We start from the raw sequence: 24,809 nt of genomic DNA on the forward strand, positions 1-24,809 counted from the left end.
AACAAGGAATAAATTAATTTATCTGGTTTAACGATTTTAAATATTCAGCTACTTTGTTTTTATAGTAATAGTTCAATGCAGGAGGCAGTTTTTGGAGCATATCATTGCCACCTTGTTGTTGTTTTTGATAATCTTTAAGCATTTTTTGATAAGCCCGGGGAAACTCTTTTGCCGCCTTGCTTTCGCGTTTGCTATCCTCTTCCTGATCTCTTTCTGCCTTTTCTGCTTCTAAAAGCTTGGTTAAAAGCTCTTTTTGGCGTTGCATGGTTTCCTGCTGTAAACGTTTATTCACGAGGTCGCTTTCTGTTTGCTTCATCTCCTGGATAGCCTGGTTAAGGTTACCCATTTTACCCTTCCCATCCTTATTTTCTTCGCGGTTTATTTTTTCCAGTGCCTGGCGGATCATTTGTTGCTGTTGGGCCATTTTACCAAACTCCTGGCTCATTTCTCCTTTGCCCACGGTGCCTTTGTTACCTCCTTTTTGCATCTGTTCCCGGGCTTTCTGCATTCCCTTATTCAGCTGTTCCTGCATTTGGCTCAGTTGCTTCATGCCCTGTTTTTGCTTGCCTTTGCCACCTTTTGAGTTTTTACTCATGTTCTGTAATTGGCTGAGGGCTTCACTGAGCATTAAACTGAGATTATTGATCGAAGTCATGGTAAACTGCTGATAGCGATTGGCTTCAGGCGTGCGTCTTTCTCCCAGGTTTTCCAAACTTTTATCCAGGTTGAAATTGATCTTGTTCATCTCTTCGTTCACCGTAGATTCTATTTGAGGAACACGTTTACTTAAAGCGTACAAGCTATCGGCAATGGTTTTAAGGTTATCCTTTATAGTGCGTTGTTTTTGCACGTTGCTGGTATAAGAAGGATCGGCAGCGGTCATTTTCTTCAAATTCAGCATGACCTTTTCCTGCTCAAAGGAGGTATTTAAAAGGTTTTCCAATAGCCTGCGCAGTTCTTTAGCGTTGAGGTTATTTTCCATTTCCTCTCCCTCTTGTTGCATCTCCTTCATTTTCTTAGAAAGCTTTTCCATTTGATCTGAGGCTTTTTGCTGCTTCTGACTGGCATTTTTATTGTCCTTTTGATCTAAAGCCTCCTTACTGTCCTGCTGGTCCTTCTGAATATCCTGAATATCTTTTTCCGGATTTTCGAAAGAGTTGGGTTTTTCTAAGGATTGATTTTTCTCTTCAAGCTTTTTGAGATCCTCTTTCAAGTCTTTCATCTCTTTGTTGAGCTCTTCCTGCTTGTTCTTTAGCGCGTTATTATCCTGCGTTTTATTTTTGGTTTGCTCAGCAAGTTCCTTTTGTGCTTTGGCTAAATCATTTAAGCGATCAATATCATTTTGCAGGTTTTGCTCAAATTCCAGCTGTTTATAGAGTTCCAAAATCCTGTCCAATTCATTTTTGAGGGTTTTGTTATCCAGCTGCATTTTAGAAAGCTCATTTTGAGTTTGTTGCTTATCCCGGTCGTTGATCAGGTTCTGAAGTTTTTGCAACAACTCCTTGGTCTTTTCATCCAACACATTATCAAACAAATCTTTAATCTGTTTTTGTTTGTCTAGCAGTTCTTGTGTTTGGGCCTGATCTTGCTGCTGCTGGTTATTTTTTTCGTTAAGTTCCTTAATCTCTTTAACGGCTTCTTCTAGCTGCTTTTGCTTATCCAGCAATTGCTCAATCTGCTTTTTATCTTCAAAGGAAATCTGTTTCTTATCAATTAAACTTTCGGCTACTTTCTTGCTTTCTTTTTCTATGGTATTGGCCAGGCGGATAGCCGATTGCATTTTTTGTTTTAAGGCCTGATTATTGGCACTGGTTTGCTCAGCTACTTCCTGCTTAGTAGGCTGCTTAAAGGTTTTAATTTCCGATCGGGTCACCTTTGCACCATTCACCCCATCGTTATCGGCTACTTCAAAATAATATTCCAGTTCTTGCCCCGGTTTTAGTGCGGCCGATTTTACATCCCAGAAGTAGAAAAAGCCATTTTCTGTGGCATTACTTTTAATAGCGATATTTTTGGTTGTGGTAGATACGATCTTGTTGTTGTCTTTGATCTGGTATTTAAAACTCAGCCGGCTAAAACCATAATCATCGCTCACTTGTCCCGTAAAATAAATGGCTTTATTACTAATAGAATCAGGCTTTTCGGTAACTGTTATCGTTGGCGACTGATCTTTAATAACGGTAATCAAATGGCTAAGAGAATCGCTTAAGGTAACATGTTCATTTTTAGGGGTAATACTGTATTTCGCATTGCTTTTAATTATGGCCGTAAATGCAGACTCATCTTCATTAATCGGAATTAAATGCTGGGCGCTGTTCAGTACAAAGAGCAGGGCGCTACTTTTGGCTGTTTTAAAAGCCCAGGATACCTTTGTTCCTTCTGGTAAAAGTAAATCGCCAACATTACTAACCGTTTCAGCTTTCTTGCCTAAATAGGCTGGAAAGTTTAATGTTGCTGTAGCCTGGAGTAATTCAGGTCGCGGTTTTACCGAAATGATGAATAAGCCCGAGCTAAAACCGCCACCTTTAAATATCAGCTTTTTATCGTTTTGGATGTTTTTAATCTGGTAATTAAATCTGCTTATATTTTGCTTTTCCAGCTTGTAAGTGTTTTTACCATCTTCTACATAAACATCTGCAGGCAGTTCGTCGCCTGAGAGCTTAAGGTTCAGTGTCAAATCGTCACCTTGTGTAACCGATAGGCTTTTATTAAGCACCTGGAAGGTAAAAGGTGCGGTAGGCGCAATGTATTCATCGTACTTTAAAAAGCTTTTGGTACCCTCTCTTAAAATGGCCGGAGCGATAATGCCGATCAGAACGATAATGGAAAGGGGAACGATTAAGAATTTCAAATATTTTTTATTGTCGTTAATACGAACCGCTGTATAGAAGGGAACAGGTTTGAGTTCCAGTATTTTCTGATCAATACTGGCCAAAATAAGTTGATTGTTTTCCGGTAAGTTTTCTGAAAGCTGATGAAGTTGAAGCGTATTGAGCAGCTTATCCTTAATGTGGGAAAAGTGGTTTCCGATGATGACAGAAGCTTCTTCAAAAGAAAGGTGTTTGCCCAGTTTAAGCATAGCCATTAAGGGCCTGATAATGAGTGCAGCGATTAAGGAGATGCCAATGAGCAGGTAGGCAAAAAACACAATCGTTTTGAAGACCGTTCCGGGATTGATGTAGTACAGGCATAGAAATACCAAAAGATAGAGCGCCAGTAAGATTGCGGCTACGTAAATGCTTCCCCGTAAAATTTTATTGAGGTAAAATTTTCGGATAAACTCATCTATCTTTTTAATTAGTTCATTGTAGTTACTGCTCAACATATCACTGTAAATGTAAAAATAGTTACCATCAATTTAAATATTTTAATGAATAAGGTAAAGTGTTTATTTCAAATGCTTTATATCAAACATGTTTTTGGGCCTTAAATAGGTAAAATTTGAATATTTCCCTCATTTTATTTGAAAATAGAACAAACGTTTGACTAACGCTTTCGAGGCTAATTTGGATAGAGAATAGGTTAATTTTTTAAAGATCGTTTGATATTTATTTAATGAAAAAATATATTTGAGGGATCAAACCTCTCGAATTAACTATTTTAAACCATCCCAAACTAACTGCAGGAAGATCCTGGAAATGGAGTACATTGCTGAACTAGCATCTGGTTGTTTACAGACTTTTCAAACCGTATATCGGTTGTACAACCAAAAACTTTATGCTTATACTCTGAAGAAAACCAATTCAGAATATATGGCCGAGGAAGTGGTGCAGTTAACTTTTATCCGACTTTGGGAAAAACGCAACAGCCTTTCTGCCGAATACAGTATTTCTGCTCAGATCTTCAAAATGGCCGGTACAATTTTAATTGATCAGCTAAGAAAGGAAGCAGTAAGTCAAAGACATTTAAGCGTGGTAGAAACTGCGCAAAATCAGCCGGAAGAACAACAGTTGGATATTGATCTTTTAGAAGCGGCCATAGAACAAATTGCTCCGGTAAGGAAAAAGGTTTTCAAGTTGAGTAAATTGGAAGGATATTCTTACAAAGAGATCGCCGAATTGCTTTCCATATCGCCTAAAACGGTCGAAAATCATATGTCTAAAGCTTTAAAACAATTAAGAGCTGCTTTTTCCTCTATTATTTCTTTAGCGATTATCATGTCTGCAATTATCGATCGGTAGTTGAAGGTTTTTATTTAATTTTCTGTGCCTATCTATCAAAAAACGCAAATAAATACAATTATTTCTCTTTTATAACCACGTTTTTAATAAAAATCTAAAAAAAATATTTCGCTCAGTAGGGGTAAACCCTAACCAAAAACGTAATGTAGTTATGCAAATCAACCAAAAGTTAGTTGAGAAGTTCTTTGCCGGCCAGTGTACTGCCGAGGAGGCCCGCATGGTGAGTAAATTTTTGGAAGAACCATCCAACAGAGAAATTTACTTAAATCCATCGGAGTGGGAAGACTTTGTGGTTGAAGAAAAGGTTTCAGAAGAGATTTCAAATCGGATTTATGTGAACGTTTTAGATCAGATACACGAGAAGAAAGAAGCGAAAAGGGTTAAATTAAAGTATTTGGCTTATGCCGCCTCTCTGGTCATTGTTTTTTCTGCTGGCTGGCTCGTGTACAAGGTTAAGCCTGAGCCTAAGGTAGAATTAAGCGAAGTTGCAAAGCAAACACAAAAACAACCTCTGGTTAAGGTAGCTACGTTTTATACCAATACCAGTAATGCGAAAAGGACCTACACCTTACCTGATGGAACGGTTGTAGAGTTAAATCCGAACAGTGAAGTTAGCTTTTTACCCTTTGATGAGGGTAAAAGGGATGTTAAGCTTACCGGAGAAGGATTATTTAGGGTACATAAAGACAAAACAAAACCTTTTACGGTTTATGCCAACAATTTGGCTACCACTGCTTTAGGTACTGTTTTTAGAATTACAGCCTTTAAAAAGGGAATTTTTACCAAGGTTAACCTGATTGAGGGCAAGGTGGTAGTAAGGCCACAAAATATTTTGGAGTTGAAAGGTGTGCAAACCGTTTATTTAACCCCAGGCAAATCTTTTACGGTTAATATGCAAACCTATCAAGCCGTGGTAACCGACATAAATGTTGTACCAACGATAAAAGTTGAAGCAGCCGAGCCTAGTAAGGCTATTATTACCGAAAGCGCCATAAACTTCGATAATGAAAGCTTATCAGGTGTATTTAATGTTTTAGAAACTAAACTGAATATTCAGATAAAATACAATGCCAACCAGATCAGTAAAAAGGTCTTCACTGGTCAGTACGAATTCGGACGCGATGACGCTGACTCTTTCCTGAAGATGCTTTGTGAACTCAATAATCTGGTTGCAGAGAAAACAGATGCGGGATATACGATAAAGACAGTAAACACAAAAGCCAAACAGGCAATGCACAACTAAACCTAACCTAAACTTCATGATTAAAATTTTTACTAAAAGGAACGTTCCAAAACGTGTCTTAATGCTATGCTTTTGCCTTTACTTAGGGTTTAGCGCTTATGCGCAAACACCAGCGGTAAGGGGGGTAGTTAAAGATGCCAAAGAAACTATTGTAGGGGCAACAGTAGTTGCACAAAATGTACAAACAGGCGTAAAAACAACCACATCATCAGATAAAAACGGGGTTTTTACCTTCGCTAAGCTGGTAGCCGGGGCTTATAAGTTTACCATTTCTTTTATGGGATACGAGGGGAAAACAGTAACCGGAGAGGTGAAAGATGGTGGAACTTTCTCGCTATCGGTTGTTTTGAAGGAGAGTTCAACGAGTTTGGATAAAGAGGTGGTAGTAACCGGAACCGGTATTAACAGAAGGAAAGATAGCTTTACCGGAACAACGGCTGTTTTCTCGGGTGAGGAGCTGAAAGCAATTGGAAATAATAATATTATTCAGAGTTTAAGAACGGTAGACCCATCTTTTCTGGTAATGGAAAATGTAACTGCCGGCTCTAACCCTAATGTACTTCCTATTATTGAAGTACGTGGTAAAAGTAGTATCCCGAGTGCTACATTAAAAGATCAATTCGGGCAGGATCCAAATCAACCTCTATTTATTTTAGATGGATTTCCGACTACGCTTCAAAACATTGTTGATTTAGATATGAATCGGGTGGCTTCGGTAACGATTTTGAAAGATGCTGCCTCTACAGCGTTATATGGTGCTCAGGCTTCAAATGGGGTAATTGTAATCGAAACAATTAAACCTAAACCAGGGGAATTAAGATTTAGTTACACGCAAGATTTTGGATTCGAAATGCCTGATTTATCAGGGTATAACATGATGAATGCAACAGAAAAATTAGAGTTTGAACGCCTTTCCGGAAGATATAGAGCTGAAGAATCTAACCCTACTCAGGGAGTTTATTTGGATACCCTCTATAATAAGCACCTCGCAAGCGTAATGCGGGGAGTAAATAGCTACTGGTTAAGTGAACCTATTCAAAATGGCTACTCCACTAATAATTCTATTAATGCTTCAGGTGGAGATGATTCATTTACCTATAATCTAGGAATGAACTATAAAACGGGGAAGGGAGCTATGAAAGGCTCAGGACGTGATAGCTACAGTGGGAGTATTAACTTAACTTACAGAAAGACCAACCTGAACATTAATAACATCACCTATATCAGAGGAAATTCGAGTACTAATTCACCTTATGGTTCATTTTCAAGTTTTGTTAACGCGAATCCTTATTATGAAAAAAATTATGACCAAAGATATTTGGAGGTTAGCAGAAGGTCTAATGGAACCGCATTATTGGTAGCTAATCCATTGTTCGATGCAATGCAGCCCCAATATAATAAAGCTTCAGGTTCTGAATTTCAGAATAATTTGAACGTCAACTATGATGTTACCAATACCCTCCGTATTAATGGAGGTCTTCAGGTTACTAAGGGAACAACGGTAAGGAAAGTTTACCGATCGCCTGAAATGTCCGACTTCATCAATACACCAACATTAAGAAAAGGAACATATAGTGATTATAGAGCAGAGAATTTTTCTTATCAAGGAAATCTCATGTTGGTTTATCATACTGTATTAGCTGGAAAACATGTTATCAATGCGAACTGGAGAAACACGGTTTCTCAGGAGAAAAATGCTTCATATCAATCTATTGCAGAAGGTTTTCCTGCCGGAAATCTTGGTAATCCGATTTTTGCATATGGTTATCAGGAAAACGGGTCTCCATCAGCAGGGAGCAGGGTTTATAGGACTTTAAATACTACTATTTCTGCGAATTACGGTTATGATAATCGCTATCTGGCAGATGCAGTTTATCGTTTAGATGGTTCAACTGCTTATGGAAGCAATAAACAATTTTCACCGTATTATGCATTTGGTTTAGGCTGGAATATTCATAACGAAAGTTTTGTAAAAGGTACAGCCTGGATTAATTCTCTTAGGCTAACCGGAAATATAGGTATTACAGGTAATCAAAATTACGGTAACACAAGTTCGGTATCGGTTTATGACTATAATACCAGTGCTAACTATAACCAATTTGGGCAAGGTGTTACATTGAGTACCTTGGGTAATCCTAATTTGGCACCTCAAAAAACGAGACAGATCAGTACATCGATTGATTTTTCATTATTTAACAATCGATTAACCGGATATATAAACGCATATGATAAAAAAACTGATCCGCTTATTGTACCTGTAGATCTTCCAAGTTCAACGGGCGTAGTTGCATTCCCTTATAATATCGGATCCTTAACATACCAGGGTTTAGAAGCTAAATTAACCTTCTTTCCAATATATAACTTAGAGGAAAGAATTACCTGGAACATAGGCATAACAGGCTCATCTTATAAGAGCAAGTATGGCGGATTCGGAAATGTTTTAAGTACGTTGAACAAGCAACAGGAAAATAACAAAACTCTGCTTAGATACATCGACGGAAATAGTGCAGAAGCTATTTGGGCGATTAAATCAATGGGGATTGACCCCGCAACAGGAAGGGAAGTGTTTCTTACAAAAAACGGCGACTATACCTTTGATTATGCCACAGGAAATATCACTAACGTAGGTAACACCGTGTCAGTGGTAGAAGGTGTTTTTTCTACTAACCTCAGAATTAAAAGGTTTAGTTTTGGTGCGGGCTTTCGCTATAAACTAGGCGGTGACGTATTTAATTCGGCATTATTTAACAAAGTCGAAAATATTACCTTATCCGGTACGGCCTTGAATCAAGACAAGCGGGCATTGTATGATCGTTGGAAAAATCCAGGAGACATCGCCCAATTTAAAGGAATATCACAAACGGATGTAACACCTATATCTTCCAGATTTGTTCAAACTGAATATTCTTTCACGAGTGAGACTATAAATTTTGGATATAATTTCGATAACGCAGCATGGCTGAAAAGTTATGGTTTAACGAATTTGAGCTTCAACCTAATCACTAACGACTTACTTTATTTGTCTACTGTACGAAGAGAAAGAGGAACTGACTATCCTTTTGCAAGAACAATAGCCTTCTCACTTAAAGCTTCATTTTAATCTTATGGTTATGAAAAAAAAATATATAACACAATTGATGTTTATGTTGTTTGCTGTAGCAACATTAGGATCATGTAAAAAATTTCTTGATGTTCAGCCTGAGGATAAAGTGCTTGAAACACAGCTTTTCACAAGTAAGAGGGGGGTAGAGTCCGTATTAAACGGACTGTATATCGCTTTAGCAAATACTAATGCTTACGGCGAAGCTCTTACACTAAATACCACGGAAATACTGGCTCAGCGATATAATGTGTCTTCCACACACGATCAGTATAATTTAGCATCCTACACCTACACGGAGAATCCTGCCGCTTCTAAACTGGATGCAATCTGGACCAATAGCTATGCAAATATTTTAAATATTAATAGCTTCCTGGAAAACCTAGATCGCTATAAAGGAGTTGTAGACGAAAAAAGCGAAGCGATTTACAGAGGGGAGGCGATTGCGTTGAGAGCTTATTTGCATTTTGACCTTTTTAGGTTATATGGACCTCGTTACAATACGGCAGACTCCACTAAGCAGAGTTTGCCATATTATCAGCAAACCAAAATCTCAATCAATCCATTGCTTCCGGCAAATGAATTTATTGTTAAAGTAATTGAGGATTTAAAGACTGCTGAACAACTGCTAAAAAATGATGCTATTACAACAACCGGAGTAAACCAGGTATCCAGCACAGGAACGGCCGATTTCTTAAGCAATAATAGAAACTATAGATTGAATTATTTTGCAGTTAAGGGTTTGCAGGCCAGGGTTTTTTTGTATAGAGGCGATAAAGTTTCTGCTCTTGCAGCAGCAAAAGAAGTTATTAGCAAAGCCAATCTATTTCCATGGACAACAGTAAATAATGCATTATCTGAAAAGACTAATCCAGATAGGATTTTCTCGACAGAAATGATTTTTGGCATCCTGAATACGCAGTTATATGCAAGATATACCGCTCTTTTTGATCCTGCCATTACTGATGCGAAGATATTGGCTCCCCTTCCGGCACGATTAGCCACAACATTTGAAAATAATGAGAATGACTATAGATATAATCTGAACTGGCAGGCACCAACTACCGGTATAAAGCCTTATAAAACATTTTTCAAATATGCTGATGTGGTAGACAAAGAAAAAACATTGTTTCGGTTTACCATTCCCTTATTGAAAATTAGCGAAATCTATTATATCGCGGCCGAATGCGAACCCAATACCAGCGATGGAATTAATAATTACTTAAATGTAGTTAGGCTAAATCGTGGTTTAACAAACTTAGCCACCACAGTAAATATCAATACTGAGCTCCAAAAAGAGTATCAAAAAGAATTCTTCGGAGAAGGGCAGCTGTTTTATTATTATAAAAGAAGAAATGTTACTTCAATCGGGAATGGTTCAAGTACAGCCAATATCACGATTAATTATAATGTTCCAATGCCTTTATCTGAATCACAATACCGTTAAACTTAATTGATACAATAATGAAAAGATTAATATTTATAATGATGGCCTTCATTTTTGTGGTTTTTGTGAATGCTTGCAAAAAGCCTCTTAATACCTATGAGGGAAAAGACAGTATATATTTTAACGAAGCGGTGAGGTTACCTGCATTTTCATCTGAGGTGCTAAGAGATTCTACAGTGGTTTCGTTTAGTTTAGTCAAAGCACAAGACTCCATAGTTGAAATGGTTATTAAGTCTACAGGTGCAATATCAACTGAGGATAGACCTTATCAATTGGTAATCAACCCTGTCTCTACATTAAAAGAAGGTGTTCATTTTCAGTTTCTAAAAAATCAAGGCACAATAAAAAAGAATAAATTAACAGATACACTAAAACTGAAATTCTTTAGATCTGCCGATTTACTCACCAACACATTATTGCTAAGCTTTGATTTAAAAGAAAACGAACACTTTGTTACCAAACTTAAAAATAGGGTTATTAACACCAATACAGGCAAAAAAATATCTGCTATAAACTACAGATGGTTTGTAAATGATATCATTAAAAAACCGGCTCGCTGGCAAGACGGTGTCTTTGGAATTTTTACCAGGAAAAAACTTTTCTTAATGGCTTCAATATTAAATTTTGAGCCAGTATATCTTGAAGCTACAGTATCTCCCGGAGAGAGTACGGCATATGGAAAGTACATGCAGCGATATCTTAATGAGCAAAAACTTTTAGGTAATACCATTTTAGAAGAAGATGGTTCAGTAATGAGTATGGGGTCATCGGTTCAATAATTGGACTTGTAAATTAATTTGATATGATATTAAAATTATATAAATACAGCATTATTCTTTTCACCGGAATAATCATTTTAAGCGGCTGCAAAAAAGACCTGGGTAATTATGATTACAATGACATTAATACCCTAACAGCAGTGATAAATTTACCCAAGGATGTGAATGCTATTTTTGGGAAAGTGCTATCTATAAAGCCTGAACTTAAGTTTAGTCTTGATCCAGGTTTTGATGAATCGAAATACACTTTTGAATGGAGTTATATAGGTTCTAATGGCACAGGAGGAATCAAGATGTTCGTTTTAGCAAATACCCGTAACCTAGAGCAGGTAGTGAGTATAGTGGCGGGTACTTATACTGCTTACTACACCGTAACAGATAAAGCTTCTGGTGTGGCATATAAGAAGGAGTTTAGAATAAAAGTTACAAATGAGATTAATGAAGGCTGGATGTTGATGTGTGATGTAAATGGTCAAGCACGTGTAGATATGCTTTCACTAAATAGCTCCGGAGGTTTCGATGTTGTAAACGATCTTCTCGCAACAACAGGTTCTGAACTGAAACTTGCAGGCAAGCCTGTTATGATCTATAATTATGCTACGGGTCTATTAATTGGTCCGGATAAAATTAGTTTTGGAATTTATCTGGGAACCGATCAGACTACAACTAAGATTGAGCCCAATACATTTAAGTGGACACCGACTATGAATCTTAGCTACGAAATGTTCGGGAACACTCCTGCGGGATTTTACGCTGATGTTATTCAACAAAGATCGGGAGGTGCTGCTTATATGATTGGTAAGGAAAGTGCTTATTTCTATGAAAGAACACAAAATATTTATTTTTCTGCACCAATCAGTTACATCGCAGCAGAGCAAAAGGAATTTAAAGTAGCCCCTTTCGTTGCTGGTGACGATCTGATCGTGTCAAATGCGCATGCTATTTTTTATGATAAAACGAATAGAAGGTTTGTGAAACATGTTGGCTCTAGCTCAACTTGTACCACACTTCCAGAACCTGCAGATGCTCAAAAGAAATTTAGCTTTAGCACAGGCATGGATTTACTATATATGAGCTGGGTGCCATACAACGGGGGTGAAGTATTCAGTGTTTTAAAAGACCCAAATGGTACTAAAAGATTTCTGGCCAGATTTAATAGTGCATCTCTTGTACAAAGCTACTATGATGAAATTACGGCAACAGATTTTGCAAATGCTGAATTTTATGCAGTAAGTCCGGCATTGGGATACCTAATTTATAGTGTTGGAGGTAAAGTATATGAGTATGATATGTCCTTGAAAACAACTAAGCTGGTCGTTGACTTAGGCAACAAGAAAATCTCACTAATCCAGTTTTACGATTTTAAAAGTACTACAAAATATAAAGACAGCAACAACCTCATGGTTGCTTTTTATGACCCTGCATTACCAGAGGGAACAAATGGCGGCATCAATACTTATACAGTTCCTCCTGTAATGGGCGATTTGGTATTGGCAAAAAGCTTTTCTGGCTTCGGAAAAGTTAAAAGCCTTACTTATAGAGAACGATAGGATTATCACATTTCATCTACATAACATACAAATGAAACCCATGAAAATGAAAAAATTATTAAGTGCAGGGCTTTTATGCCTTGCTTCCCTTTCTACAATGGCACAGTTGCCGGTAGAAATAAAAGGGCTCTTGAAAAAGAAAAGACTAACTAACGTTAAGCTTTTTAAAGTTAAAGAAGGTAAGGCGGTAGAAATGGCTAATTCCGTACCAGGAACTAAGGGCCAGTTTGGATTCTTATTTTATCCGGAGTACGAAGGTCTTTATTTAATTGGAACAGGAAACGAAGGCAGCCCGAACGACAACTATAAGTTTTACTTTAAAGGTGGCGAAGAATTATCAGTAAGCCTTTTAGATTCGAGTTATGTATTAACAGGTAAAAAGAATTCTAAAGAGAATAGAGTGCTCACCCAATGGCATGATTTGACTAATCCATTAGAGCAGAAGGCTATTAATTTTATGAAGGTTCAAAGCACGTTTGTTGATTATTTCCCCGAACAGGAAGAGATTGTAGCTAAAACAAAGACTTTCCTAAACGGAAAAGCTACTGGCAATGCAAAGTTTGATCAAGAAATCAAAAAGATTATGGCCTGGGATTTGGCAAGCTATGCTACTAATTTCCTGAATACGCCTAGAAGTGCACACCCTTCAGTAGAAGAATATAGCAACTTTTACAGCACGATTAAAGCCGAAGACTTTACCAAAAATACGGCAAGTGTATACAACTATCCTTATGGCTTTAGAACACTAACAGGAATTATTGGCTTAAACATGCGTCAACAAGGTAAAGCCTATAAACGCGGGCCTGAAGGAGTTGATTTATTTGTTTCATTTGTTCCGAATGATACCTTAAAAGGAGATTTAATTTTAGACAATGCGGCAGGTTACAAAACGATCACAGACTTTGAAAACCTAATGAAAGGACGTGAAAAGTATATTTTAACGGCATCGCAAAAAATGCGTAGCGCTAATATCATGAACCCTTTGTTAACCTATAAGCCAGGAACAGATGCTTTTAGTTTCGCTTATGATGATAAGGATGGCAAGAAGGTAACAATGGCGAGCTTAAAGGGTAAGGTAGTATTGGTAGATGTTTGGGCAACCTGGTGTAGTCCTTGCAGGGCAGAAATCCCTTATTTGAAAAAGCTGGAAGAAGAAATGAAAGGTACAGATGTACAGATCATCAGTTTATCTACCGATGCCGTTAAGGATAAAGAAAAATGGTTAAAGATGATTAAGGATGAAAATTTAGGGGGCATGCAGCTTTTTGCAGGCGGTCCTGACAATGAGTTTTCGAAATACTATAAAGTCAATACCATTCCCCGCTTCCTGGTTTTCGATAAACAAGGAAAAATCGTAACCATTGATTCCCCTCGTCCTTCCAACCCAGAGTTAAAGGCATTATTACAAAAAACGCTCGCAAACTAATTTAAAGGGCGCTGCCATACACCTATCTGGTAGCGCCTTCTTAACACATTTATCGATGAAAACATTTAAAAGCTTGCTTTTAGCAGTGCTATTGCTATCCTTTTTGCCTAAAATTTATGCGCAGAATGATAGTATTCAAATCAGTGGCGTATTAAAAGGCCTGGGTAATAAATCAGTATGGATATCTTTTTCGGATGATGCCGGAGTATCCAGAAGTTTCAAAGCCAACGGCAATAATGATGCTTTTAAGCTTAAATTACCCAAACTCAAACAACCCTCTCTTGCACGGTTTGATGTTTCCATTTCCCGTGGAATGACAGCAACTGTGAATGGCCAAACCATCGCCAATCCTGCACCACGATTAGAGCTTTTTGTATTCAATCAAAATATAACGCTATCTGGGGAAGCCCTGTATGTGCATTTGGCAAAAGTTCATGGAGATGAAGAGAATAACGCACTGGCTAACTTTAAGAGCTCGGTGTACAAGGAAGAGCGCAGGAATTATGATAATTCCTTAGCCATGTTTAATGCTAAATACCATGGCGGAAAAGCAGTTAAGGAAGATGCTTTAATGGCAGAGATTACTGCCAACGGGAAAAAGGTTTTTGAACAGCAGCGCAATTTTATTCAGGGTAATCCAGATGCGCTGGCCGCTGTTTTTTTGTTAAGCCGATCTCAGAATATTTATACTGCCGGCAATTATACCAAAGTGTGGAATAGTTTATCCGATAAGTACAAAGATCATCCGCTGGCCAAAGGGATTAAGGCCTATGTTAAAAAGATGAGTTCCACTTTAGATGGGGCAGAAGCAATTGATTTCGAACGTAAGGATAAAGATGGAAATACCATTAAGCTAAGCAACTACAAAGGCAAAACGGTATTGCTTGATTTTTGGGGAAGCTGGTGTGGCCCCTGCAGGGCAAGTCACCCTCATTTAAAAACGCTTTACAGCCGCTACAAAGACAAAGGATTTGAGATTGTAGCCATAGCCCAGGAACAAGGTAAAAACATAGAGGCTGCGAAAAAAAGCTGGTTAAAAGCTATTGAAGAAGATCAGATTACCTGGAAGCATATTTTAAACCAGGAGGGCATTGAAAAACAAGACCTGGTAAAAAGCTATAACATCATTGCTTTTCCAACCAAGATTCTGGTCAATGCCGAAGGAAAGATAGTGCTGAGAATAACTTCAAGCGCTACAGACGATATTGATAAAGCACTAGCCAAAATCTATGGTTTTTAACAACCCAAACTCACATATGAAATTAAAAATAACTTTTTGTGCCTGGCTTTTTTGCTGCATAAACTATGCGCAGGCACAGAATACCCCTCAAAGTTTGGTCAATCACATCAATCAGATGTTTGCCTTAAAATCTGCTGATACGCTTAAATCTCAATTGAGTAATGATTTTTCGGTTGCGGCCTATACCATGCCATCTGCTTTCAATTTATTAAAAACAATTGTAAACCGCTACGCTTGTGATTCGCTTGAATTAAAAGAAGTGGTTAAACAAGGTGAGGGATTTAAATTAACTGTAGTCCCTTTTGTAAAGGGCAAGGCCGGTAATGCAAGTGCTATTTTTACCAATGCCAGTTATCAGCTATTATACGCTGATATTTTCGATCAGCTTTACGGAATGAACCGCTATAAAGCAGCGGTATTGCGGGCAAAAATCCCTTTCGAAGAAGAAAATGGATCGATTATTTTGAAGGTGAAGGTAAATGGCCATGCAAAACCCTTGCGCCTGCTTTTTGATACGGGAGCCGATGGAATGGCCATTACAAAAGCATTAGCAGATGAAGTAGGCATAAAAGCTACGCGTCAGCAAAACACTTCGGTAGTGGGGGGAAACATGCAGATTTCCGTTTCCGAAGGCAATAACATCCAGTTGGATACTTTTGTAATTAAAAACCAAAGCTTTGCTATTTTCCCTGAAATGCACAAAGATGCTGATGGCATTATCGGCAATAGCATTGCCAAACAATACATTACAAAAGTAGATTTTGATAAGAAAGAGCTTTCGCTTTATGATTTTGGAATTTACACCTACCAGGATAAAGGTATTTCAGTACCCGTTACTGTTCCCTCAGGCGTATTTATCATCCCTGGAGAGGTAACCGTAACAGCAGATCAAACCCATCCGGGTAATTTTGTATTCGATACCGGTGCGGGCTATAACTTAATCTGCTTCAGGCCATTTGTAAAAAAGAATAAGCTTTTGGTAAGCGGGTTTAAACCAGAATATAACGGTTCAACGACCAGCATGGGCATGAGCACGCCAACCTACAGTGGTAGAGCATCTGCGTTTTCTTTTGCCAAGATGCCACCTTTAAAAAACTTTCCCATTACACTCATGGCGGGTGGCGGACAGAGCGAAAACTGGAACCCGGGCTTTGATGGTTCTATCGGAATCAGAACCATAAGCCGCTATAATTTCACCATTAACCTACAGGAAAAGGAAATTCACTTTGTTCCCAATAAAACCTTCAACTACCCTAATGATTTTGCTTTGGGTGGCTATTTATTTGGCTTTGGCCAGGATGGAAAGCTGAAGGTTTTGGGCCTAACCGCTGGGGGAGAGAATGCTATGCTAAAAACAGGTCAATTGATTACCAGCATTAACGGAGTAACCGCATCAACATTGATGAGTAATACTAAAAAAATGGAAGAGGTTTTAAATGCAGCTAAAGGCACCCTGTTTAAGGTAATCAGCAGCGAAAATGGAACCACACAAACGAACACCCTAACCAAATAGAAATATGAAAAAATGGATAACCATAGCGTTCAGCTTGATGATCGCTTTTTCTGCCTTTGCACAGAAACAAACCACAATGGCAGAAGCCTTAAAAAGGGCCAAAAAAGAAAACAAACTCATCTTTATAGATTGCTATTTTACAGGTTGTATTCCTTGTAAGCAAATGGATGATCATGTTTTTCCTAATGCTGCAGTTAAAGAAGAAATGGATAAAAACTTCGTCTTTATGAAGGTTGATATCTTTAAGGATAAATTAGGCGATACTTTAAAAATACAACACATTTTAAATGGCTTTCCTACATTTTTAACCTTAAATGCCGATGGTAAACTCATCAGTTCCACTTCGGGCTATAAAGACCCTGGAAATTTATTAGCCCTATTTAATGATGCAAAAGCCAAAGCAGATCAGGGACAAGCCTTATCTGGCTATTCAGCACAGTTTGAAGAAAAAAATTATCCGTCATTCTATGTAGAATTTTGTAAAACCCGCAAAGGGCTAACGGCTTCAAAACTGGCCGAGTACAGTAATACCGTAAAGGATTTTAAGGCTCCAAATGCTTTACTCCCTTATCTGGTTGCGCGCTCGGCAGATGATCAGGCTGCGGCAGTCATTTTAAAAGATTACAAAGCCTTTGCTGCACTTTATGGCGAAGAGGTTTTGCAACCCGTAGTAGATGTTGTTTTAACCCAAAGGCTAAATACTGCGCTAAAAAATAATCAGGAAGAGCGCACATTCAACAACTTTTTGTCTGAACAAAGAGGCCTTTTCCCGGAAAAAATCTGGAAAATTTGTCTTCAAACATTGAGTAACCGATATTTCCTGGCCATGAAAAAGGATACGGTAGCTTATTTAAAATTCGCGATCCAAAATCCTGTATTACATCAATACCATTTCAACGCCTTGTACAGTTCTGCAATGGTTAAAAATAGCTTAACGTCAGAAGTTCAAAAACTGTTTTGCCAATGGGCAGATGCTATTATTACCGAAGACTGTGGCCTTGAATTGATTAAGACGGCAGCGCAGATGAATAAAAGAGCCAATAATGAGCAGGGTTACAATAAGTTTATGAAAATGGCTTTGGCCTATGCCAACCGATATAAAATGCCAACAAATGGTCTCGAGGCAGGCTCGGGTACCAAATAAAGAAATTGGCCGGTATGTAGAAGTATTGGTTGATGTTTAATTTAGTTAATGATTGAGAAGCTTACCTGGATGGGTAAGCTTTTTGTATTTATTCATATAATGGTTACATTGTATTTAAATCGAATTGGTTTCAAAAATCTACTTTTGACGTCGAAAAATAAAAACCAAAACATGAAACGAGTACTTACTTTTACCTTTATGGTGTTCATCTTTTCAACTGCTCTTGCTCAAAAATTTAACTGGAATAAAAATCAGGTCATTGCACATCGCGGAGCCTGGAAGAAAAATAAATTTCCCGAAAATTCAATCGCCTCTTTAAACGAAGCCGTAAGATTGGGTTGTTATGGATCTGAGTTCGATGTTTGGATGACCCTGGATAAGGTTTTAGTTGTTAACCACGATGCCGAATTTCAGGGCTTAACAATCGAGAAAGTAAATTATGCTGATCTGTTAACCAAAACCATGTCTAATGGAGAGAAAATCCCAACCTTAGAAAGCTATCTGCTTGAAGGGAAGAAACAAAAAACAACCAGGCTAATTCTAGAGATCAAACCATCGAAAATAAGTAAAGAGCGTGGCTTAGAACTTACCGATAAGTGCGTAGAAATGGTTAAAAAACTAGGCGTTATCGATTGGACAGAATATATAAGCTTCGACTACGATTATTGCAAACGTATATTGAGCTTATTGCCAAAAGCCAAAGTCGCTTACCTCAACGGCGATAAAAGCGCGGAACAAATGAAAGCCGATAAACTAACGGGAGCAGATTATCATTATAGCGTTTATCAAAAAGACAACTGGATAGAAAATGCTCAAAAATTAGGGCTTACCGTTAATGCATGGACGGTTAATACCGCACCAGAAATGCAATGGCTGTTAGCACACCATGTGGAGTATATTACCACCAATGAACCAGAACTTTTGTTTGAAGAACTTAAAAAAACACCGGTTGCCAATGGCTGGAAATTAAAATGGGCCGATGAGTTTGATGATAAAGGACTGCCATTATCTAAGAACTGGAGCTACGATGTAGGTGGTAATGGCTATGGAAACAACGAATTACAGTACTACACCGATGCTGATACCACGAATGCATTGGTAAAGAAAGGAAACCTGTTAATCACAGCGGTTAAGGCCGATAAAGATAGAAATCACTACACTTCTGCCCGTTTGGTAAGTAAAAACAAGGTCGACGTAAAGTATGGCAGGATAGAGGTGCGTGCAATTTTACCAAAAGGGCGTGGTTTGTGGCCTGCTATTTGGATGTTGCCGAGCAATGCTAAATATGGTGGTTGGCCTAAAAGCGGCGAAATCGACATTATGGAGCATGTAGGTTACAAACCGGATACCGTTTTCGGGAGTGTGCACACCGAGAAATTTAACCATGTTATTAAAACTCAGGTAACCAAGGGAATTGCGCTCGATCCTTATTCTGCCTATCACGTGTATGCGGTTGAATGGTTTGCAGACCGCATAGATTTCTTCGTAGATGATCAAAAATACCTAACCTTTAAAAACACGAAAAAGGGTGCAGGAGAATGGCCTTTTGATCAGGACTTCCACATCATCCTTAATTTAGCCGTTGGTGGAAACTGGGGCGGACAAAAAGGTATTGATGATGCTGTATTTCCGGCGACGATGAAAGTAGATTATGTAAGGGTATATCAAAAGTAATAGCCCATGGTCCGTGAGTCACGGACCATGGGAAGGACCAGCCCCAAACCCTGAAACCTTTGTGCATCAATCTTATTACTTTTTTTATTCCTGTTTAGCTTTAACTAAATTGCGGTATCTAAGCTATATTGTATAATTTATGGACTCACGTAGAGAATTTTTAAAAAAAGCTGCACTTTTCGCAGGCGCTACGGGTATGGCCAACACTTTGCCCAGTTCTGTGCTGAAGGCAATGGCCATTGACCCAGCCCCCGGAAGTACCTTTTACGATGCCGAGCACATCGTTTTTTTAATGCAGGAAAACCGATCTTTTGACCACATGTTTGGTAAAATGAAAGGAGTTAGGGGCTTTAACGATCCCCATCCACACATACAACCAGATGGAAATAAGGTTTGGCTGCAAAAAGATGGACAAGGATACACTTACGCCCCGTTTCATGTAGACATTAACAAAACCAAGATCACCTGGCAGGGTGGCCTGCCGCACTCCTGGAACGATCAGTTGGCGGCCAGAAATGGAGGAAGGTATGACAAGTGGCTTCCTGTAAAAACACCGATGACTTTAGCGCATTACGATCGCAACGATATCCCTTTTTACTATGCCCTTGGCGATGCATTTACCGTTTGCGATCAGCATTTTTGCTCCTCATTAACAGGAACAACCCCCAACAGGCTGTTCTTCTTTACCGGTACCGTTCGCGGTGAAAGAAGTGAAAACAGGGTAGCTGTAGTGAACAATGACCAGGCAGAATCTCAAAACAATGTTTTTGTAGACTGGCCTACTTTCCAGGAGCTTTTAGAAGATAATGGAGTTGATTGGCGAATTTACCAGAATGAACTGTGGACTGCTAAACTTCCGGAAGGAGAAATAGACGATTGGTTAGGAAATTATGGCGATAACCCTGTAGAATACATCAGCAGGCACAACGTTAAGCTTTCTGCTTATTTCAGGAAAAATGGAGACCATACCGTAAAGCCTCCCTTAAGTGCTAAGGAAGTTCAGGAAAAGTATGATAAACTTTCCCAAAGAGAGAAAAATCTGGTCGATAAGGCTTTCACTACCAATATTAGTCAAAAAGATTATTTAGAACTGGCACCTTTTACCTTTACCAACGACCAGGGTAAACAGGAAACCATTAATGTGCCGAAAGGTGATATTTTCCATCAATTTAGAAAAGATGTAGATGAGAATAAATTACCTGCAGTATCCTGGCTGGTGGCACCACAGCGATTTTCTGATCACACCAGCTCACCACTTTATGGAACCTGGTATGTAAGTGAAGCCCTCGATATTTTAACAAAGAACCCGGAAGTATGGAAGAAAACCATCTTCGTACTCACCTATGATGAAAATGATGGTTACTTCGACCATCAACCACCTTTTGTGGTGCCAAACCCCGATGATCCATCTAGCGGAAAAGTATCAGAAGGAATAAAATATGCGACAGATTTTGAAGGTAGAAAACTGAGCCCGATTGGTTTGGGCTACCGCGTGCCTTTGGTTATTGCTTCCCCATGGAGCAAGGGTGGTTTTGTGAACTCACAGGTTTTTGATCATACCTCTTCACTCATGTTCATGGAGAAATGGTTAAACAAGAAAACCGGGAAAACCATTAAGAGCAACAATATCAGCGATTGGCGACGGGCGGTTTGTGGCGATTTAACCTCCGTATTCAGACCATATAACGGCGATGAAATTAAATCACCAGAGCCACTTAAAAGATCAGTTGTGGTAACCGAAATTGGCAATGCCAGAAATAAACCAGCACAAGTTGGTCCTACGGCGCTCAATAAGGTAGAAGTGGCTAAAATCAATAAACACGATGCTTTTTCTCCGCAATCATCAGGCTTTATGCCTAAACAGGAAAAGGGAACAAAGCCCGCATGCGCATTGCCTTATCATTTAATGGTCGACGCGCATTTAGATGGTCGGTCTTTGATACTAAGTTTTCAGTCTGCTAAAACGCTTTTTGGTAATGCTACAGAAAGTATTGGTGCACCCTTTAACATGAGTACCAATGCCAAATATAAAGGCGTTGTGGGGAAAGTATGGGCTTATGCCGTTAAATCAGGCGATACAGTAACCGATAAGATCAGCATAGACGATTTTGATAGTGAAGCTTACGATTTGGCGATAACAGGCCCGAACGGCTTCTACAGGCAATTTGCAGGCAGTGCTAAAAATCCTCAGGTGGTCATTAAGGCTTATCCGGAACAAAGCGGTTTAGTAGCCAAAAAATTAACAGGAAACCTGGTTTTTGAATTGGAAAATAAAGGAAATGCTCCGGTTACGGTAGACCTGACCGATAATAAATTCAAAGCCCCGGGCCAAAGTATAAACCTTAAGCCTGGGTCGATAAACAAGATCGTGCTAAATCTTAAAAAAAACAGTAATTGGTACGATTTCAGTTTAACGCAAAAGGGGAATCTGGTTTTCAAAAGCCGTTACGCCGGAAAAATAGAAACAGGAGAAATCACACAAACAGACCCGTACATGGGTAATGTTTAAATAATATCCCCCAAATTGGGGGATAGCTTTTGAAAGAAATTATGCTTATTTTGTATCCTGATGCGAAGTATACGACTCATTCTGGGCATAAATATCATAATTTCTTTCTTATCCGTTTATGGTTTTCAGCTCTTTGCGCAAAGCTATAATTTTACCAATTACAGCCTAAAAGAGGGATTACCACAATCGCAGGTAAGGGAAATTTATCAAGCTAAAGACAGAACACTTTGGTTGGGTACTTTTGGTGGGCTCAGTAATTTCGATGGCAGGGAATTTACCTCTTATAGTAAAGCCGACGGCCTGGTCTCCAATTCTGTTACCAGTATTGTAGAGGACAAAAATGGCCAGATTATTTTTGGCTCCGAGCGAGGGATTAACTTGCTTCATTCGGGGAAGGTCAAAACCATTTTCAAAGGACATGAAGTTAGCTATCTCAATAAGGATCAGCAGGGAAATATCTGGGGGATCAGTGAAAATAAGCTCTTTAAGCTGGTCAAGAACATCCCCGTATTTTATTCCATCGAAAACAGGGCAGTTACCATGCTTTCTGCAAATGCTGCCGGAGAGTTGTTTGTTGCCGTAAATGGGAAAGGCCTTTATCGCCTCAATAAAAATAACTGGACGCTTTACCATGCCTTCCCGCCCGATTTTGCTCCGCTCTACATCACGAAAATCCTGTTCGATAGCGCAAAGAAGGATAAGATTTACATTTTAACCTACCGGAAAGGTGTTTTCGTTCTGGAGAAAGGAAAGATTGAACCTTTCTTTAGCGATAAGCGCATCAATATTTACCATGCTATTGAGCAAGACAGCAAGGGGAACATTTGGGTGGGTTCTCAAAAAGGTGCTTACCTGGTTAATAATAAAAAACTGGTTTTATACTTTAACGGAGACAATGGTTTGAGTGATAATCAGGTAGAGGTGATTTTTAAAGATGCCGAAAATAACATCTGGATTTCTTGCTTTAGCGATGGTTTTTACAAATATGAGGGCGATGCTTTTATCCGTTACAATAAGTTTAATGGTAAAGACCTCCCGTATCCGGTGAGCGGCATTGCCGAAGATCGCGATCAAAATCTCTGGATAGGCACATTTAACAAGGGTTTATTAAAATATGATGGTAAAAATGTGGAAGAAGTAAACGTTCCGGAGCTTAAAGATCGGAACATCTACTTCGTTTATGCCGATACAAAGAAAAACATTTGGGTTTCCGCACAGGATTATGGCATCTGGAAGTTGGAAAACGGGAAATTTAAGCAGGTTTTAAAGCCAGAACGATTTGTGTGCTCCTCCATGATGGAAGACAGGGACGGGGGATTGTGGATCAATAACCCAATGGCAACCCTGTACATTAAAGGAAATAAAATAGAGAAAATAACAGGCTTCGATGGATATTCTTCCTGTTTATATGGCTTATCTGCCGATAGTGTTTTAGTTGGTACCTCTACCGGTGTTTCGCTTATTAGAAACAAGAAGGTAGATAAGCAATTTAAGATCAAAATATTGGAGGGTACCTACGTCTTATCCATTATTAAACACAAAGACCAGGTTCTTTTTGCTACCCTTGGCGATGGAATAGTAAGCTGGAATATCAAAACCAACGCCATTAAAAAATATGTGATTGCCGATGGATTAAACTCTAATGATGTATACAGTTTTGCGATAGATAACCAGCAGAATTTGTGGTGTGGAACCGGTCGGGGCATTAATAAGCTTACATTTAACCAGGCTGAAAATCGTTATCAAATTTTTAACGATAACCCCATGATTATTGAGTGCAATCAGAATGCTATTCTTAATTATAAAGGGAATATCCTGGTGGGCACCATTAGTGGGCTAATCAGGTGCCAAACCAACCCAACAGTAGAAAATAAGCCAAACCCCCTTATTCGAATCCGCCAGGTTAATGTGTTTGATAAAAACAATAAAGCCAACGACTTTCAGTTGTTTAATGTGGCTGCAACCAACCAGATTTTTAAGCTTAAGTACCATCAAAACCATATTTCTATAAACTTCAAGGCCGTTTTTTTAAGTAATCCCCAGGCGGTGCTTTATCGTTATAAGTTGGTAGGGGTAGATAACGACTTTAGCAAGCCTGTTCCCAATACCGAAATAGAATATTCGGCAATTAGGCCGGGAAGTTATAGTTTTCAGGTTCTGGCTATCGCCAATGGCAGGCAATCCAATATCGAGCAATTTAGCTTTACTATCATTCCGCCGTTTTATGATACCGTGTGGTTTAAGCTAATCGCTTTTGTGCTCAGTATGTTTGTTATTTGGTTAATCTTTTACCTTATATTTAAGAGCAGGGAAAAGAAGAAAGATCAACTCGAGAAAATCAAAACCAAGGAGCAGGAAAAAATTAGGAAACAAACTGCAGAAGATTTCCATGATGATATTGGAAATAAGCTAACGCGGATTAATGTGCTTTCAGAAATATTAGATAAAAAGGTAAATGACGATCAGCCCGAGCAAAAGGAGCTGATTCGAATGATTAAGGAAAACGCAGGACTACTTTATACAGGAACTAAAGATATTCTTTGGGCACTAGATCCGCAGAGCGATAACCTGTTTGAAATTCTGATGCACATTAAAAGCTTTGGTATTGATTTATTCCACAACACGGGCGTGTCTTTTAAAATGGAAGGTGTACTGCCCAAACACAGTAAGCTGCATTTATCAATGGAGTTTAACCGCAACCTGACCTTGATTTTTAAAGAAATGCTTAATAATGTTTTAAAGCACGCAGAGGCGAAACAGGTGTTAATTATGGTAATAGAAACGGAGCACAATACCATTAATATTTTAACTACCGACGATGGAAAGGGATTTGATCTGGATAGTGTAGAGCGTGGAAGAGGACTTAATAATATTCAAACCAGGTGTAAAAGAATAAAATCGACCTTTCAAATATCTTCTGTAAAAAGTAAAGGAACAACCACAACAATTTCTACCCGAATTCCTGTTACAAAATGACTTTTTTAGCGTCTTAAAAGCAAATCG

General features: G+C 38.7%; 14 protein-coding genes. 13 read left to right on the forward strand and 1 reads right to left on the reverse strand.

The annotated features are described in order from the left end of the window. Positions 1-13 precede the first annotated feature (13 nt). Entirely contained in the window at positions 14-3,325 is a 3,312-nt protein-coding gene (locus BMX11_RS00590) for a DUF4175 family protein (RefSeq protein ID WP_090879765.1), read from the reverse strand. Between the two features lie 313 nt (positions 3,326-3,638). Between BMX11_RS00590 and BMX11_RS00595 the strand changes: the two genes are divergently transcribed. From BMX11_RS00595 to BMX11_RS00655, 13 genes are all read left to right on the forward strand, one after another. Next, positions 3,639-4,181, forward strand: coding sequence for a sigma-70 family RNA polymerase sigma factor (locus tag BMX11_RS00595; RefSeq protein WP_090879768.1), 543 nt, complete (start codon positions 3,639-3,641; stop codon positions 4,179-4,181). Positions 4,182-4,332: 151 nt separating this feature from the next. Next, positions 4,333-5,424 carry a FecR family protein gene (locus BMX11_RS00600; RefSeq protein ID WP_090879771.1) on the forward strand — a complete coding sequence of 364 codons (1,092 nt, stop codon included), beginning with the start codon at positions 4,333-4,335 and terminating at the stop codon, positions 5,422-5,424. A 16-nt stretch (positions 5,425-5,440) separates the two neighbouring features. Next, positions 5,441-8,524, forward strand: a complete 3,084-nt coding sequence (locus BMX11_RS00605; protein WP_090879774.1) for a SusC/RagA family TonB-linked outer membrane protein — start codon at positions 5,441-5,443, stop codon at positions 8,522-8,524. A 10-nt stretch (positions 8,525-8,534) separates the two neighbouring features. Then, the gene (locus tag BMX11_RS00610; protein ID WP_175474434.1) at positions 8,535-9,971 is read left to right on the forward strand and encodes a RagB/SusD family nutrient uptake outer membrane protein; all 1,437 of its coding nucleotides are present in this window, start codon (positions 8,535-8,537) and stop codon (positions 9,969-9,971) included. A 17-nt stretch (positions 9,972-9,988) separates the two neighbouring features. Further along, positions 9,989-10,750 (forward strand): DUF4843 domain-containing protein, encoded by a 762-nt coding sequence (locus tag BMX11_RS00615; RefSeq protein ID WP_090879780.1) that lies wholly within the window; start codon positions 9,989-9,991, stop codon positions 10,748-10,750. 23 nt (positions 10,751-10,773) lie between these two features. Next, the gene (locus tag BMX11_RS00620; RefSeq protein WP_090879783.1) at positions 10,774-12,300 is read left to right on the forward strand and encodes a PKD-like family lipoprotein; all 1,527 of its coding nucleotides are present in this window, start codon (positions 10,774-10,776) and stop codon (positions 12,298-12,300) included. Positions 12,301-12,346: 46 nt separating this feature from the next. Continuing rightward, positions 12,347-13,726, forward strand: a complete 1,380-nt coding sequence (locus BMX11_RS00625) for a TlpA family protein disulfide reductase (protein WP_090880343.1) — start codon at positions 12,347-12,349, stop codon at positions 13,724-13,726. 55 nt (positions 13,727-13,781) lie between these two features. After that, positions 13,782-14,966, forward strand: a complete 1,185-nt coding sequence (locus BMX11_RS00630) for a TlpA family protein disulfide reductase (RefSeq protein ID WP_090879785.1) — start codon at positions 13,782-13,784, stop codon at positions 14,964-14,966. 16 nt (positions 14,967-14,982) lie between these two features. Continuing rightward, a complete protein-coding gene (locus tag BMX11_RS00635) occupies positions 14,983-16,479 on the forward strand; it encodes a retropepsin-like aspartic protease (RefSeq protein ID WP_090880346.1) in 1,497 nt (498 codons plus the stop codon). Between the two features lie 4 nt (positions 16,480-16,483). Next, positions 16,484-17,623, forward strand: a complete 1,140-nt coding sequence (locus BMX11_RS00640) for a thioredoxin family protein (RefSeq protein WP_090879788.1) — start codon at positions 16,484-16,486, stop codon at positions 17,621-17,623. 171 nt (positions 17,624-17,794) lie between these two features. Continuing rightward, positions 17,795-19,297, forward strand: coding sequence for a glycerophosphodiester phosphodiesterase family protein (locus BMX11_RS00645; protein ID WP_090880349.1), 1,503 nt, complete (start codon positions 17,795-17,797; stop codon positions 19,295-19,297). A 139-nt stretch (positions 19,298-19,436) separates the two neighbouring features. Next, on the forward strand, positions 19,437-21,806 hold the full coding sequence (locus BMX11_RS00650; RefSeq protein ID WP_090879792.1) for a phosphocholine-specific phospholipase C: 2,370 nt from the start codon (positions 19,437-19,439) through the stop codon (positions 21,804-21,806). A 60-nt stretch (positions 21,807-21,866) separates the two neighbouring features. After that, positions 21,867-24,782 (forward strand): ligand-binding sensor domain-containing protein, encoded by a 2,916-nt coding sequence (locus BMX11_RS00655; protein ID WP_090879795.1) that lies wholly within the window; start codon positions 21,867-21,869, stop codon positions 24,780-24,782. Positions 24,783-24,809 lie beyond the last annotated feature (27 nt).

Source organism: Pedobacter rhizosphaerae, from assembly GCF_900111155.1.
GTDB classification, from domain to species: Bacteria; Bacteroidota; Bacteroidia; order Sphingobacteriales; family Sphingobacteriaceae; genus Pedobacter; species Pedobacter rhizosphaerae.